The sequence below is a fragment of the Nocardia sp. A7 genome (assembly GCF_046549215.1).
Taxonomy (GTDB): Bacteria; Actinomycetota; Actinomycetes; order Mycobacteriales; family Mycobacteriaceae; genus Nocardia.
The window spans coordinates 483,512-498,479 of the sequence record NZ_JAJPWE010000002.1 but is presented as its reverse complement, the minus strand read 5'-3'; the positions used below and the strand labels follow the sequence as shown (position 1 = coordinate 498,479).

Genomic DNA, 14,968 nt, shown 5'->3' with positions numbered 1-14,968 from the left:
CCGGTTACCGAGACGATCGGCCGAAAACGGCACGCACGGACGGGAAGAACGCGGGCACCTGGGCGGCGTACCCGCGATAGGACGCACCGAAACGGGCGATGAGATCACGCTCCTCCAGGTAGGTGCCGAGCAGAATGTACCCGGTCAGCCCGAGCGCCCACACCAGGTGCCCGACGGTGAACTCGCTGGCGAACCAGAACGACACGAGCAGGCCGGTCATCAGCGGATGCCGAACCAGCTTGTAGACGCCGTTCACCTGCAGGCGGTCGACCGTCGCATCCGGCACCTGGATCACGTACTGGCGGTAGGCCTGACTGATGCCGAGCAGGTGGAAGTGGTTCAGCAGCAGGGTAGCCGCGTAGACCAGCACGAAACCGATCCAGAACCCGGTGTCGAGCATCACCCCGAGCGCACCGTCGGCCGACCACAGCACCTGCGGCACCGGCTGCCACGCCAGCATGATCACCCACATCACCAGGCAGACGCCGATGATGTAGACGGTCCGCTCGAGCGCCTCGGGCACCCAGCGGGTGATGAACACCTTGAACGAGGGCCGGGCCATGCCCGAGTGCTGCAGCGCGAACAGCGCGAGCAGCACGAGGTCGATCGCGATCGCGGGGACCGCGGACAGGTGCGGTCCCTTGTCGACCGTCTTCGGCAACCACCAACCGCCGGCGAACAGCAGCATCAACGGCACCGTGATGCCGGCGACACCGTAGACGGCGAAGGAGAACAGGAACGGAACGAGCCGCGAGGGTGTTTTCACCACGCCCCGAACCTGTTGCGGCGACATCAGATCCATGCGAACCACGGCAGGTAGCGCGAACGGACGGTGCCCGCTTCCAGACGCGTCTCCAGGCGCGCCTTCCACTTGGTGCCGTAGCCCTCGTTGAGGAAGCCGCCCGGCACGACCAGACGCCAACCCGACTGTGCCACCATCCAATACGGCACGATGACGCCGGGGTTCACGTCACGCATGTAGTCGAGCTTGTCGGGGATCTGGCTCCAGTGGATGCCGGGGTAGCGGTGGTGCACGCTGTGGTAGCCCTGGTTGAAGATCAAGAAGTTGAGGATGTTGCCCGCGTTGTTCATCGAGGTGCTCGGCTCATCGGTGAATCCGCGCGCCGGGGCGTGGCTCAGCCAGGCGAAGTAGCCGGCGTTGACCTGGGTGAGGAGGAACGGCACCCAGTAGAAGAGCACGAACTTCTCGAAACCGGCGACGTACCAGACAGACCCGATCACGAGCACGTACACGGCCAGGTCGAAGAGGAACTGGTGGCGCGTCTTGCGACGGCGAGGCGCCGGGTTCGCGGCGAAAATCGTCCGCACCGTATGGATCTTGACGATCATGCCGTAGCGGACCCAGTACCAGAGGGCGCCGATGCCCTTGTCCAGCCCGGTCGTCGCGGTGACGTCGCCGGGGCCGTCGTTGAACCGGTGATGGTTGAGGACGTGCACCTCGCGCATCTCGGCCGCGGTCAGGTTGCCGGGCAGGCAGCACAGGATGTCGACCACGCGATTGGGGAACTTCGACACGAACAGCGGCCGATGGGTGTGCATGTGCATCACGCCGATGGTGAGCGAGAGGTTCAGCAGCGCGAGCACGATGATCAGCGGCACCGCGAGGTACCAGGTCGAGGTGCCCGGCACGAACAGCGCGGCCGCTGTCATGCCGATCCACAACGCGATGTGCAGCAGGGGGCCGACGTTGGCTGCGTGCTCGAGCTTGAACACGCGCCGACTGAACGGCGGTTTCTCGGTAGGCGCGACGGGCGTTCCGGTGCTCATGGGAGAGCTCCTTCGCTAGTAGTGACGATCATCGAGGAGGTGTTCCTCGACTACTGATGACTGCTGTTGTCGAGGGCTGCGAGTTGCAACCGGGTGGCCAGCGCCCGGATCGCGTCGGGTTCGTGGGTCGGCACCCGCTCCATGGCACCGAAAGCCAGGTGATCGGCGATCATCATGGTGCGGATCGCCGAGTCGGCGAGTTCGCCGGTCAAGCGGGCTTCGGGCAGCGTGTGCACCAGCGCGAAGGTGGTGTCGACGATCAGCGGCATCAACGAGGTTTCCGTCGAGGCGAGGTCGCCCGCGCCGAGCACCCGCGAGGCCGAGGCCGAACCGGTGGTGAAATCCGGTGAGGCATCGAGCATCTGATGGATCGCGGCGTCGCCACTGCGCCGCACCCGCTCGAGCATCCTGGTCCAGTACACCGGCGAGACGGCGGCCAGCGTGGCCGCGGCGACCGGGCGCCGGAACGGCGGTGACGCGTCGACGGCACCGCACAGGAACGCCGAGGTCGTGATCGTCATGTACGCCATCGCCGCCCGCGCGCCCACGCTCGGCGTGCCGGGACCGAGCTTGGCCAACAGCGCGAAACCGCCGAGAGCGGGGGTGAGCTGACGCAGCATCACCATGCGCGTGAGTTCCGCACGGTCGGCGGCGCCGTAGATCGCGAGTTCGTTGTCGCGCAGGTCGTTGGCCGACTGGGCGATCACGGCGACACAGCCGGTCAGTTCGCGCAGGTCGGCTTCGGGCAACACATCTTCGGCGACCAGGGCACACGCGTAGTGGGTGATCCGGCCGAGCACGCCCTCGCTGTAGGCGACGCGGGTCAGCGGTGCGTCGATATTGCGGGCCATGACCCGGCCGACGTCGGTGAGCACGTGGCCCACCCGCTCGCGACCCTGCGTGGGCAACGCCGTGAGCAATGCCCTGATGTCATCGATGCGCTCGGCGAGCACCCGGTCGACGGCTTCGCTGTCGCGGATCCGGCCCGCGAGCGCGGGCAGCGACGGCGGTGCGGTCTCGCTCGTGCTGTTGAGATAGTCGGCTGCCGCGAGCACCGCGCCGCTGGCTACCGCCCGGTCGCTGAGGTCTTCGAAAGCGTCGAGCACACGACACGCGAGCAGCGCGGCGGTGGCTTCGGCGCGCAGGGGCACGGGCAGCAGGCCAACGGCGATGCCCAGGTTGCGGCCCGCGGGGATCAGGGCCAGTGCGGCCAGTTCCTGCGGCGATCGCGCGGCCCGCAACGCGGCCAGATCGGGTGCGCGACGCAGGTTTCGCAGGCCGCGGATCAGGAGGGGAAGTCGGGCTGTGCTCATCGGGATATCACCTGCTGGAGGAGTTCGCGCAGGTCGTCGCGCGCGAGGGAAGGTGGGAAGACATCCAGTGCTCGGGTGGCCTTCTCGGTGGCGTCCATCGCGACCAGGCGAGCGGCTTTGGTGGCGCCGCTGTCGACCAGGTCTTCTTGCAGGGTCGTGCTGGAAATCTCCGCGTCCAGCCACATTTCGCGGGCCCCGGGCCGGGTGCCGAGCCATTCGATGACCGGCCAGGTCGGCACCCGGCGTTCGAGATCTCCGCCTGCGTCCTTGCCCAGGCCCGGTCCGCCCTCGATGTCGCGGACGTCGTCCATGATCTGGAACGCGAGCGCGAGTTGGTCGGCGTACTCCATCAGCGCGCGTAGCCGATCGAGATCGATCCCGCCCGCGGTGCCGCCGTAGGAACACGACAGCCGGAACAGCGTGCCGGTCTTGGCCGCGGCGACGAGTTCGTAGTGGCGGCGCAGTGCGACCTCGTCGATCGAGGGCGGTAGCGTCTCGATGAGCTGGCCGTAGGACAGGTCGGACAGCCGATCCGCGTAGGTGATGCCGGGGTCGGCGCCGGCCCGCGCGAAGAGTTCGGGATTGTCGGTGAGCACCCGGGCGACGACCTGCATCGAGGCGCCTGCCAGGTGAAATCCGGCGCGGGCACTGGTACGGACACCGAACGCCGCCGGCACCGACGGTGCGTCGCGGCGCAACAGTGAGCCGTCGCAGATGTCGTCGTGGACCAGCGAGGATTCGTGCAGCATCTCCATCGCGCAGGCCAGGTCGACGGCGTCGCGCAGCGGCGCCGCGGCGTCGGCGGCGTCGGGGAGCAGACCGGCGCAGGCCAGGACGAGCCGTGCTCTGACACGTTTGCCGGGGGCGGCCAGGATGTGGGTGTAGATCGCGTCGAAGTCTTCGCCGGTGATGAGCAGTTCCCGCAGCCGTGCGGTGACCAGTGCCAGTTGCTCGACCGGTCCGGCCGGTCTGGGCAGGACCACCACGTGGTCGCCCGCATGCTGGTCACCCGAGTGCTGCACTGCGGGTAGCGCGAGATCATCCATAGCGCTGAGCTCCTTCGATGTGGTCACGACGGGCGAGAAGATCACCGGCGACTGGCGGACACGGGGGTACTGAAGATTCCGGTGGGGCAGTCGCAGGGAGGGACCTCTCGCAGCCGACGGGTCGAGCATTCCGTTCGCTGGCTACCGACGGGTAGTTTTCTGTAGGAACCTCGAGATGTCAAGCATTCCAACATCTTCCAAGTTTGAAACGCTGAGTTATGTTTTGCCACAACCGATTACGAATTAGGCAGGTGCTGCGCGCAACGACCACAGTCGTGTACGGCTACGAGTGCACGACGTAATTGCCTGTGCTACAGCGTCTTTCGCTTCGTCGCGGTCGGCGCCAAGGATGAATCCATGGGATTGCATGGCGGTTCGCCAGTTGCCCAAGTGCTGCGGCTCGAGCCCATCCGGCGATGCACGGGCAGATCAGACGTTGTCTGGTCGAATTCGAAAACGTCGATGTTGTTGGTAAACAAGGCATTTGGAGCAAAGTGACAAGAACTGTCACATCGTCAACAGCTCCGGTGACGGGCAACACCCCCGTCTGAACCATACAATCCGTAGCGCGTTACCGCGAGCCGAAGCAGGCTGCACGCTGCGGCGATACGCTCAGCGTCACATCGAAACATGCTGTTGCACTGCTGATTTCGCTACGGTCAGTAACGATCATCCGTCTCCACCGCGGACAGCAGGGCCTGCGCACCGCCGGGCAGCCCTCCTGACTGCTCGAAGAGTTCGCGCAAAGTGAAAAGGGCGGCGACCGGTCAGCGGGCAGCGGTACTGCCGAGGACCAGCAGGGCCGGCGTCGGATGCTCGACGAGCGGAGCCGTGGTGCGGGCCGGGGGGTGCATGATCGTGGAGCGCCGAGCCAGCAGAGTCCCGCAGGCCCGAACGGCGGTGGTGATCAAGTCCTCCGCCAGTGGCAGATCGTCCTCACGGTAGGCGTACACCGAGAAGCGCACCGTGAGTTGGTCGTTGCGTGGGTCGGCCTGCCGAACCGCTTCGGCGGGGCAGCTCGACAGCAACATGATCGCGGCGGCCAGGTCGGCGCAGGGATCACCGCAGACCAGTGATCCCGAGGAGAAGGCGGCGAAAAGTGTGCGCAGACAAGGCTGTTGGGGTCGTTGCTGGGAATCCTGGATCTGCGACCAGCGACGCAGGGCCGGGTGGTCGGCGATATCGGACCTGCCCTGCCAGCGCCGGCGCGCGCAGTCGAGCAGGCGCGCGGCGGTCGCATCCCACAGGTCGGGCGCTTCGATCCGGGCGACGATCCGCAGGCGGCGGCATTCGTCGGCAGCGCCGAGCGGTGGTGGGTCGATGAGCGGCTTCGCCGGCTGTCGGTGCGTCTGCATTTTTCGACCTCCTACCGCGCGCGAGAAGAACCGAACGGGTGCTGCGCGGCCGCGGCGGATCCGCGCCGCCAGGCCAAGCGGAACGCCCACGCCGAGGCCAGTACCGACATGCCGACAACGAACCCGATCGCCCCGAAGATCACCCCGCCGGACCAGCCGACACCCTGATATCGAGCGATCAGCGCCGAGGCCAGGATCGGCCCGGCGGTAATGAGGACCGGAATCAGCAAGATCAACCCGAGAGTCACCAGACTCGACGGCGCCATCGCTGTTTTCGCTGCGGAGAAATCCCGTCGAGAGATCATGGTGCGCGGCCCCGACGGCTGCGTGACTGTAGCCATTTCCGCCCTCTCCGTTACCTGAATGGAACCCAGCGAAACTATCGAGTCCCAAACGTACAGCCCCGGTCGGGCATACCGCCCACTTCGTCACGAAACAGTGATAACTCTAAATCGAGCTCGATCCGTCGATTTGACATACCCCCAGTTCAAGAACTCTTTTTTAGTTAGCTATAGGTTTGCTGTTCCTCTTTAATATTCAGATCGGATAACAATTCCGAAGAGCGATCGAGCGCGGCACAGAACCGTTCGACCATCTCCCTGATCGGATTGTCATCGCATGATTGTCCTGCGGCCACAGCGATTTCAAGCCGACCGCCACATTGTTTGAACGGGCTGCGTCAGCTCGGTTCGCTACCGAAACTGCCCTCCAAGCGATTTCGTGAACCCGGATGCACGAGCCGTGCCACGCTGACCAACCCACCCGACGACCAGGTGCGGCGCCGGATCAGCAGGCACGGCTCGTCGGAGTCGATGCCGAGCAGCGCGCACTCTTCGCCCGCCGCCCGCACCGCCTCGACGACGTGCTCGCCGCGCAGCAGCGGCGCGACCTCGCTGAGATAGATGTTCGGGGTGACGGCGGTGAAGTCCTGGGCGAGGTAGTCGGGCGCGTGCGCCGGGTTGACGTAGCGATCCTCGAGCTGGATCGGCACGCCGTCCTCGAAGTGCACCAGCAGCGAGTGGAACACCTCGCCACCCATGGCATTCGCGAGCTCCTGATCACCGGGTGCCTCCGCCCGCACGAACACCACCTCGGTGCGATGACGGTGCCCGCGGCCTGCGATCTCGTCGGCGATGTTGCGGACTTCGAACAATGGTGAGGTGGCCTTGCTGGCCGCGACGAAGGTGCCGACGCCCATCACCCGGGTGAGCGCGCCGTCGGCGGTCAGGTCACGCAGGGCGCGATTGATCGTCATCCGGGACAGGCCGAGCGCGGCGACGAACTGATTCTCCGACGGGATCTGCTCCCCCGCGGTCCACCGCCCGGCTTTGATCTGCGCCATGATCAGCTGCTTGACCCGTTCATACGCCGCGAACCCACTGCCCAACTCACCGTAGAGCGCGGCCAGCTCCGCATCGACTACCTCGATCGCCACCACCGAATATCTCCTCGCCTCGCCCAGAGAGAATACGTTGCGCGCGAACGCCGCTGTTACTTGTATATACAGGAATATACTGGCTCCATGAACGACGCGACACCGCCGGTTCCCGGCCCACGTCCCGTGTACGCTCCGCGTGGCACCGAGCTGCGCACCCTCGGATGGCAGCAGGAGGGCGCGCTACGGATGCTGATGAACAACCTCGATCCCGAGGTCGCCGAACGACCCGACGACCTGGTCGTCTACGGCGGAACCGGGCGGGCCGTGCGCAGTTGGGCGGCCTTCGACGCGATCGTGCGAACCCTGGAGACCCTCGCCGCCGACGAGACCTTGCTGGTGCAGTCGGGCAAGCCGGTCGGAGTCTTCCGCACCAACGAGTGGGCGCCTCGCGTGCTGCTGGCGAATTCGAATCTCGTCGGCGACTGGGCAACGTGGGACGAGTTCCGCAAGCTCGAGCAGTTGGGGCTGATGATGTACGGGCAGATGACGGCCGGGTCGTGGATCTACATCGGCAGCCAGGGCATCCTGCAGGGCACCTATGAGACCTTCGGCGCGGTGGCGCGCAAGCGGTTCGGCGGCACGCTCGCAGGCACGATCACACTCACGGCGGGGCTCGGCGGGATGGGTGGTGCGCAGCCGCTCGCGGTGACGATGAACGACGGTGTCGCACTGTGCGTGGACTGCGATCCGGCGCGGATCGATCGGCGGATCGCGCACGGCTACCTCGACACGAAGGCCGAAACCTTGCGGGCAGCACTGGATCTCGCTATTGCCGCACGCGACGAGCGCAGGCCGCTCTCGATCGGTCTGGTCGGCAATGCGGCCGAGGTGTTCCCCGAACTGCTGGCCATGGGCGCGCCGATGGATATCGTCACCGATCAGACTTCGGCGCACGATCCGTTGTCCTACTTGCCGATCGGGGTCGCACTCGAAGACTGGCACACCCTCGCCGAGAAGGACCCGGCCTGGTTCACGACCGAGGCGCAGGCGTCCATGGCAGAGCATGTCGCGGCGATGGTCGGCTTCATGGACGCGGGCGCCGAGGTGTTCGACTACGGGAACTCGATTCGCGACGAGGCCCGAAAAGGCGGCTACGAAAGGGCTTTCGCGTTTCCCGGCTTCGTTCCCGCCTACATCCGTCCGCTGTTCGAAGAGGGTCTCGGGCCGTTCCGCTGGGCCGCGCTCTCCGGTGACCCGGCCGATATCGCCGCCACCGACCGCGCGATCCTGGAACTGTTCCCCGACAACGAACACCTGCGCCGCTGGATCACCATGGCGGGCGAGAAGGTGAAGTTCGAAGGGCTGCCCGCGCGGATCTGCTGGCTCGGCTACGGCGAACGGCACCTGGCCGGCCTGAAATTCAACGAGATGGTCGCCTCGGGTGAGCTGTCGGCTCCCCTGGCCATCGGCCGCGACCACCTCGACTCCGGCTCGGTGGCCTCCCCTTACCGCGAGACCGAGGCGATGGCCGACGGTTCCGACGCGATCGCGGACTGGCCGCTGCTCAACGCGCTGCTCAACACCGCGTCCGGGGCGAGCTGGGTGTCGATCCATCACGGCGGTGGGGTGGGGATGGGCCGGTCGATCCACGCGGGTCAGGTGTGTATCGCCGACGGCACCGACCTCGCCGCGCGGAAGCTGGAGCGGGTGCTGACCAATGACCCGGGCACCGGTGTGATGCGCCATGTCGACGCGGGTTACCAGCATGCGGCCGATGTGGCTCGCGAACGTGGTGTGCGCATTCCTATGCGAGAAGGCTGACAGGCCCGGAATAGACGAGAGCCCCGGCGGTGCCGGGGCTCTTTCCACTTTCAATATATAGCGCATGTGGGGACTTGCGGCAAGGCCCCGGGGGTGCTGCACAATCATCCGGTCGCACCGGAAAAAGTACAGTTAGGGGCCTATGTCAGCGCACGGGTACGAAGAGGAACGCGCGTCCGAGCGAAGCTATGTCGCCGGGCTCTACGCGCGGCTCGATGCCGAGCGGGCACGGGTGAAGGGCCGCTACAGCGCGGCGCTGCGCGCCAAGGGCGACTCCCCCATGGAGCGCGACAACGAGGTGCGGGCGCTGGGCAAGGAAGTCCAACGCCTCGACGTGGCCGACAACGGGCTGTGCTTCGGTCGTCTCGACGCGGTGTCGGGTGAGCGTTCCTACATCGGCCGGATCGGGCTGTTCGACGAGTCGAACGACCTCGAACAGCTGCTGGTGGATTGGCGGGCTCCTGCGGCGCGCGCGTTCTATGTCGCCACCGCGGCCAACCCGGAGGGCATGCGCAGGCGTCGTCAGTTCCATACCAGGGGACGTCGGGTGGTCGATTTCACCGACGAGGTGCTCGGCCGTCCGGACGGGAGCGAGGGCGGGGCCGATGCCGCGCTGCTCGCCGCCGTCGACGCGCCGCGGGGGGACGGGATGCGCGATATCGTCGCGACGATCCAGGCCGAACAGGACGAGATCATCCGCCTGGAGCACCCCGGCGTGACCGTGATCGAGGGCGGGCCCGGCACCGGCAAGACCGTGGTGGCGCTGCACCGCGTCGCGTACCTGCTCTACACCCAGCGGCGGCGGATGGAGCGCCAAGGCGTGCTCGTGGTCGGGCCCAACCCGGCCTTCCTCAACCACATCGCCCACGTGCTGCCCTCCCTCGGCGAGACGAATGTCGTGTTCGCCACCACCGCCGATCTCGTGCCCGGTCTGCACGCGAGGGCGCAGGACGCACCGGAGGCCGCACGGCTCAAGGGTTCGCTGCAAATGCTGGATGTCCTCGCGGCGACGATCGCGGACCGGCAGCGCCTGCCCGAGGCGCCGCTGACCATCGCGCTGACCGATGTGACGGTGCGCATCGACGCCGCCACCGCGGAGTGGGCCAGGCAGGAAGCGCGGGAGAGCGGGCGCCCGCACAACGAGGCGCGCGCGGTGTTCATCGAGATCATCACCTACGTCCTCACCGAACGCGCGATCGCCCGGATCGGCGAGGGCTGGCTGACTCGCGAGGACACCGAGGCGTGGGAACAACTGCGGGCCGATCTGGTCCGCGAGCTCGCCGACCATGCCGAGTTCACCGCGGCGATCGATCAGTGCTGGCCGATTCTGCAGCCGGAAACAGTGCTGTCGCAGCTGTATTCGTCACCCGAGCGGTTGCGGGCGGCGGGCGCGGACGCGGTGTTGCGGCGGGCCGACGGTGGCGCGTGGACGGTGTCGGACGTGCCGCTGCTCGACGAACTGGTCGACCTGCTCGGCCGCGACAAGGCCGCCGACGACTCCGCCGAACGAGAACGCAAGGCCGAGGCCGAGTACGCGGCGGGTGTGTTGGACACGCTGATCAGTCGCGAGGACCTGATGGACGACGAGGACCACCTTCTCGCCCAGGACATGCTCTACGGGGAAGACCTGGCCGAGCGCTTCCTGGAACGCGACACCCGCGAACTCGCCGAACGTGCTGCGGCCGACCGTGATTGGACCTACGGACACGTGGTGGTCGACGAGGCCCAGGAACTGTCGGAGATGGACTGGCGGGTGCTGATGCGCCGCTGCCCGAGCCGGTCGTTCACGATCGTCGGCGACCTCGCGCAGCGGCGGTCCGCGGCGGGCGCGATCTCCTGGGCCACGATGATGGAGCCCTATGTCCCCGGCCGCTGGATCTATCGTTCCCTGACCGTGAACTACCGCACCCCGGCGGAGATCATGGCGGTCGCCGCCGACGTGCTCGCCGAGTTCGCACCCGATGTCCGACCGCCGGATTCGGTGCGGTCCTGCGGTGTCGTGCCCTGGTCCCGCCGGCTCAGCGCCGACGAATTGCCCGCTGCGATCGAGGAATTCGTGCGAAACGAGGCGGGCCGCGAAGGGACGAGCATCGTGATCGGCCCGCCGGGCGTACCCGGAACGGTGCCCGCGGCGGAGACGAAAGGCCTCGAGTTCGACGCGGTGCTCGTGGTGGATCCGCAGCGGATTCTGGCCGACGGACCGCGCGGTGCCGCCGAGCTCTACGTCGCCCTCACCCGCGCCACCCAGCGCCTTGGCGTGCTGCATCAGAGCCCGTTGCCCGAGTCACTGCGGGGGCTCACCGCTGTCGAACCGGCAGAGCGGTTGCGGGCGTAGCCGGCGCCACCGACCGGACGGACCGCCGCCTCGATCGCGGGTGCGAGGTAGCGGGCCACGCGCAGGCACCGGCACAGCGATCCACCCGGACGGCAGTCTCGCCCTCAGCCGAGGGAGCCGGTCACCGATTCGGCGGCGGCCAGTAGTGCGCCCGATGCCGCCAGACGGACGGCCGCTTCGATTTCCGGGGCGAGGTAGCGGTCCGGCCCCGGACCGGGGACTTCGGCGCGCAGCGCGCTCACCACCGCGGCGGTCGCGGGAGCCGGAACGAGCGGTGCGCGCAGGTCGAGGCCGCGGGCAGCCGTGAGGGCTTCGATGGCCAGGACCCTGGTCAGGCAGTCCACGGCGCGGCGGAGTTTGCGGGCGGCGGACCAGCCCATCGAGACATGGTCTTCCTGCATGGCCGAGGACGGGATCGAGTCGACCGAAGCGGGCGCGGCCAGGCGTTTGAGGTCGGAGACGATGGCGGCCTGGGTGTACTGGGCGATCATGTGGCCGCTGTCGACGCCGGGGTCGTCGGCCAGGAACGGGGGCAGGCCGTGGTTGCGGGCCTTGTCGAGGAAGCGGTCGGTGCGGCGTTCGCTCATCGAGGCGACATCGGCGATCACGATGGCCAGAAAGTCCAGCACATAGGCGACCGGCGCACCGTGGAAGTTGCCGTTGGACTCGACGCGGCCGTCGAGGGTGACGACGGGATTGTCCACGGCACTGGCCAATTCGAAGCCCGCGATGCGCTCGGCATGATCGAGGGTGTCGCGGGCGGCGCCGGCGACCTGGGGTGCGCAGCGCAACGAGTAGGCGTCCTGGACGACAGCGCAGTCATCGGTGGCGTGGCTGGCCACGATCGGCGAATCCGCCAGCACGCGAACCATATTGGCGGCCGCGATCGCCTGGCCCGGTTGCGGGCGCAGCGCCTGCAGATCCGCGGCGAACACCTTGTCGGTGCCGAGCAGGCCCTCCACACTCATCGACGCGGTCACATCGGCCAGGCGCAGCAGCGCGCGCAGGTCGTGACAGGCGAGCACCAGCATACCGAGCATGCCGTCGGTGCCGTTGATGAGCGCGAGGCCTTCCTTCTCCGCGAGCTCGACCGCGACGATCCCGGCGGCGGCCATGGCCTGGGCCGCGAACATCAAGTCGCCGTGCGCATTTCGCACAGTCCCTTCACCCATCACGGCCAGCGCGACGTGCGACAGCGGTGCGAGATCACCGGAACAGCCGAGACTGCCGTACTCGTAGACCACCGGGGTGATCCCCGCCGACAGCAGCGCGGCGTAGGTCTGCGCGACGACCGGACGCACCCCCGTCCGACCGGTGGCCAGCGTCGACAGGCGCAGCAACATCAACGCGCGCACCACCTCTCGCTCAACTTCGACGCCCGACCCGGCAGCGTGTGAACGAATCAGACTGCGCTGCAACTGCTTGCGTGATTCCCGCGGAATATGGCGAACGGCGAGCGCACCGAATCCGGTCGACACCCCGTAGACCGGCCTCGGCTCGGCGGCCAGCGCCTCGATCCGCGCCCGACTCGCCCCGATGGCAGCGAGTGCCTCCTCCGACACCACGACCGGGGCACCCTCCCTTGCCACGCGCACCACTTCCCGCGGCGAGACCGGACCCGTGCCGACGGTAACCGGCACGGTCCGCGCCGAGTCGATACTCATGATGCTTCTCCTTCGATCAGCCCTGTGCGGACCTGTATAGACAACACTGTCGAGCGGTGACAGAATGATCCACTCGTGCCGTTCTTGTCTATACAGGTATATGCCTACAGTAGGGGACCATGCTCGACACCCGCAGCCAGGAGGACTTCACGTGCCCACCACTGTGCTGAGCGAGATCGGCACCCTGGTCACCAACGACCCCGCGCTGGGCCACGGCCCGCTGGGGATCCGGCACGACGCCGCCCTCGTCATCGACGACGGGCGGGTGGTGTGGGTCGGTGACACTACCGGCGCACCGGCCGCCGACATCGGGTTCGATCTCGACGGGCGCGCGGTGCTGCCGGGATTCGTCGAGTCGCATTCGCATCTGGTGTTCGCGGGCGATCGGGCTGAGGAGTTCGCGGCCAGGATGGCGGGGCGGCCCTACGCGGCGGGTGGTATCCGCACCACGATCGAGGCGACGAGGGCAGCGAGCGACGAGCAGCTCGCGGCGAACATGCGAAGGCTGCTGGCCGAGTCGCTGCGGGCGGGCAGCACCACGGTCGAATGCAAGAGCGGTTACGGGCAGACCGTGGCCGACGAACTGCGCAGCGTCCAGATCGCGGCACGCTGCACCGACGAGGTGACCCTGCTCGCCGCGCATGTGCCGCCCCCCGAATACGTCGGACGCGCCGACGACTACGTGACGATGGTGTGCGAGGAGATGATTCCGCGGTGCGCACCGTACGCCCGGTGGATCGATGTGTTCTGTGAGCAGGGCGCTTTCGACCGTGACCAGGCGCATGCCGTGTTGACTGCGGGAATCGCGCACGGGCTGGTACCTCGGGTACACGGCAGTCAGCTGCATCAGGGACCAGGAGTGCGCCTGGCCGTCGAGCTCGGTGCGGCGTCGGTGGATCATGTGTCGCACGTGAACCGTGCCGATATCGAGGCGCTCGCCGACAGCGATACGGTGGCCACCCTGCTGCCCGGCGCCGACTTCTGTACGCGAAACAGCTATCCCGACGCCAGGGCGCTGCTGGACGCGGGGGTCACCGTCGCGCTCGGCGCGGACTGCAATCCGGGCACCAGCTATACGACGAGCCTGCCGTTCTGTATCGCCCTGGCCGTGCGGGAGATGCGCATGTCACCCGAGGAAGCGGTCTGGGCGGCGACCGCGGGTGGCGCGAAGGCGTTGCGGCGCACCGATATCGGTTCCCTCTCCCCCGGTTCACGGGCCGATGTCATCGCGCTGGACGCCCCCTCCCACCTGCATCTCGCCTATCGCCCCGGGGTTCCCCTGGTCGCTCAGGTGTGGCGCGAAGGCGTGCTCGTCGTTCCGAATCGAGTTGTGGTGCAATGACTTCCGAATCCGCATGGACCGGCCGTGTCGACGGCACGACGCCGCAGCAGCTGCGCTGGCATCAGGCCGTCACGCCGTACGAGCCGGGCAAGGGTACCGGGGTGTGCGTGTTCGTCGGTTTCGCGTGCGAGGAAGGGGTGCGCCGGAACAAGGGCCGCCTCGGGGCAGCCGCGGGGCCGGACGCGCTGCGGGGTGCGCTGGCACCGATGGCGCTCGACACCGCACTGCGAGCGTTCGACGCGGGCACGATCGCCGTCACCGACGACCGATTGGCGGACGGTCAGCGGCGACTGGGCGAGACGGTGTCCGCGCTGCTGGACGACGATGCCTTCCCGGTCGTTCTCGGCGGTGGCCACGAACTCGCCTACGGCACCTACCTCGGGCTGGCCGGTGCCACCCGCCGCACTCCCGGCAGCATCATCGGAATCCTCAATCTCGACGCGCATTTCGACCTACGCCCCGATCCCGTCCCCAGCTCCGGCACCCCGTTCCGGCAGATCCTCGAGACCGACGACGACGTCCGGTACGCGGTGATCGGGATCAGCCAGCCCAGCAACACCCGGATCCTGTTCGACACCGCGGACCGACTCGGTGTGCGCTATCTGCTCGACGACGACTGCGAGCCGACCCGGGTCGCCGGCTTCGTCGACGATTTCCTGTCCGGGATCGACCTGCTGTATCTGACCATCGACCTTGATGTCCTACCCGCGTCTGTCGCTCCCGGCGTGAGCGCTCCCGCGGCATACGGTGTTGCGTTGTCCACGATCCAGTCCGTCTGCGACCGGGCCACTGGCAGCGGCAAACTCGCAGTTGTCGATGTCGCCGAGCTGAATCCCCGTCTCGACATCGACAACCGCACCGCCCGCACCGCCGCCCGCCTACTGCACCGGATCGTCACCCGGCACATCGCATGAGAATCGTCCGGG

General features: G+C 67.6%; 12 protein-coding genes. 4 read left to right on the top strand and 8 right to left on the bottom strand.

The features are described 5' to 3' along the window. Positions 1 to 4: 4 nt before the first annotated feature. The 7 genes from ACLJPD_RS13735 to hutC all read right to left on the bottom strand — a co-directional run bounded on the left by ACLJPD_RS13735 (position 5) and on the right by hutC (position 6,937). Positions 5 to 802, bottom strand: a complete 798-nt coding sequence (locus ACLJPD_RS13735) for a methyltransferase family protein (protein WP_410872464.1) — start codon at positions 800 to 802, stop codon at positions 5 to 7. Next, positions 793 to 1,788, bottom strand: coding sequence for a fatty acid desaturase (locus tag ACLJPD_RS13730; RefSeq protein WP_410872463.1), 996 nt, complete (start codon positions 1,786 to 1,788; stop codon positions 793 to 795). The genes ACLJPD_RS13735 and ACLJPD_RS13730 overlap by 10 nt, the downstream gene beginning before the upstream one ends. 50 nt (positions 1,789 to 1,838) lie before the next feature. Continuing rightward, complete coding sequence (locus ACLJPD_RS13725) at positions 1,839 to 3,101, bottom strand: hypothetical protein (protein WP_410872462.1); 1,263 nt, start codon at positions 3,099 to 3,101, stop codon at positions 1,839 to 1,841. Then, positions 3,098 to 4,147: a polyprenyl synthetase family protein gene (locus ACLJPD_RS13720; RefSeq protein WP_410872461.1), complete on the bottom strand. Its 1,050-nt coding sequence runs from the start codon at positions 4,145 to 4,147 to the stop codon at positions 3,098 to 3,100. Before ACLJPD_RS13720 ends, ACLJPD_RS13725 begins: the two co-directional genes overlap by 4 nt. A 767-nt stretch (positions 4,148 to 4,914) precedes the next feature. Continuing rightward, positions 4,915 to 5,502 carry a hypothetical protein gene (locus ACLJPD_RS13715; RefSeq protein ID WP_410872460.1) on the bottom strand — a complete coding sequence of 196 codons (588 nt, stop codon included), beginning with the start codon at positions 5,500 to 5,502 and terminating at the stop codon, positions 4,915 to 4,917. Positions 5,503 to 5,513: 11 nt separating this feature from the next. Further along, positions 5,514 to 5,843 (bottom strand): hypothetical protein, encoded by a 330-nt coding sequence (locus ACLJPD_RS13710; protein ID WP_410872459.1) that lies wholly within the window; start codon positions 5,841 to 5,843, stop codon positions 5,514 to 5,516. Positions 5,844 to 6,181: 338 nt separating this feature from the next. After that, positions 6,182 to 6,937: a histidine utilization repressor gene (gene hutC, locus ACLJPD_RS13705; protein ID WP_410872458.1), complete on the bottom strand. Its 756-nt coding sequence runs from the start codon at positions 6,935 to 6,937 to the stop codon at positions 6,182 to 6,184. An 87-nt stretch (positions 6,938 to 7,024) separates the two neighbouring features. Between hutC and hutU the strand changes: the two genes are divergently transcribed. After that, complete coding sequence (gene hutU, locus ACLJPD_RS13700; RefSeq protein ID WP_410872457.1) at positions 7,025 to 8,701, top strand: urocanate hydratase; 1,677 nt, start codon at positions 7,025 to 7,027, stop codon at positions 8,699 to 8,701. Positions 8,702 to 8,843: 142 nt separating this feature from the next. Next, the gene (helR, locus tag ACLJPD_RS13695; protein WP_410872456.1) at positions 8,844 to 11,036 is read left to right on the top strand and encodes an RNA polymerase recycling motor ATPase HelR; all 2,193 of its coding nucleotides are present in this window, start codon (positions 8,844 to 8,846) and stop codon (positions 11,034 to 11,036) included. 104 nt (positions 11,037 to 11,140) lie between these two features. Here the strand turns inward: helR and hutH are convergent, their stop codons facing one another. Further along, positions 11,141 to 12,700 carry a histidine ammonia-lyase gene (hutH, locus tag ACLJPD_RS13690; RefSeq protein ID WP_410872455.1) on the bottom strand — a complete coding sequence of 520 codons (1,560 nt, stop codon included), beginning with the start codon at positions 12,698 to 12,700 and terminating at the stop codon, positions 11,141 to 11,143. 151 nt (positions 12,701 to 12,851) lie between these two features. Here hutH and hutI point away from each other — a divergent pair, with 151 nt between their 5' ends. Both hutI and hutG read left to right on the top strand, forming a co-directional pair. Then, the gene (gene hutI, locus ACLJPD_RS13685; protein ID WP_410872454.1) at positions 12,852 to 14,042 is read left to right on the top strand and encodes an imidazolonepropionase; all 1,191 of its coding nucleotides are present in this window, start codon (positions 12,852 to 12,854) and stop codon (positions 14,040 to 14,042) included. Next, a complete protein-coding gene (gene hutG, locus ACLJPD_RS13680; RefSeq protein WP_410872453.1) occupies positions 14,039 to 14,956 on the top strand; it encodes a formimidoylglutamase in 918 nt (305 codons plus the stop codon). Before hutI ends, hutG begins: the two co-directional genes overlap by 4 nt. Positions 14,957 to 14,968: the final 12 nt, after the last annotated feature.

Bases quoted from the DNA above. Each gene is read 5' to 3' on its own strand.
- helR (WP_410872456.1), top strand. From the start codon at position 8,844: ATGTCAGCGCACGGGTACGAAGAGGAACGCGCGTCCGAGCGAAGCTAT.
- hutH (WP_410872455.1), bottom strand. From the start codon at position 12,700: ATGAGTATCGACTCGGCGCGGACCGTGCCGGTTACCGTCGGCACGGGT.
- ACLJPD_RS13710 (WP_410872459.1), bottom strand. From the start codon at position 5,843: ATGGCTACAGTCACGCAGCCGTCGGGGCCGCGCACCATGATCTCTCGA.
- hutU (WP_410872457.1), top strand. From the start codon at position 7,025: ATGAACGACGCGACACCGCCGGTTCCCGGCCCACGTCCCGTGTACGCT.
- ACLJPD_RS13730 (WP_410872463.1), bottom strand. From the start codon at position 1,788: ATGAGCACCGGAACGCCCGTCGCGCCTACCGAGAAACCGCCGTTCAGT.
- hutG (WP_410872453.1), top strand. From the start codon at position 14,039: ATGACTTCCGAATCCGCATGGACCGGCCGTGTCGACGGCACGACGCCG.
- ACLJPD_RS13735 (WP_410872464.1), bottom strand. From the start codon at position 802: ATGGATCTGATGTCGCCGCAACAGGTTCGGGGCGTGGTGAAAACACCC.
- ACLJPD_RS13715 (WP_410872460.1), bottom strand. From the start codon at position 5,502: ATGCAGACGCACCGACAGCCGGCGAAGCCGCTCATCGACCCACCACCG.
- ACLJPD_RS13725 (WP_410872462.1), bottom strand. From the start codon at position 3,101: ATGAGCACAGCCCGACTTCCCCTCCTGATCCGCGGCCTGCGAAACCTG.
- ACLJPD_RS13720 (WP_410872461.1), bottom strand. From the start codon at position 4,147: ATGGATGATCTCGCGCTACCCGCAGTGCAGCACTCGGGTGACCAGCAT.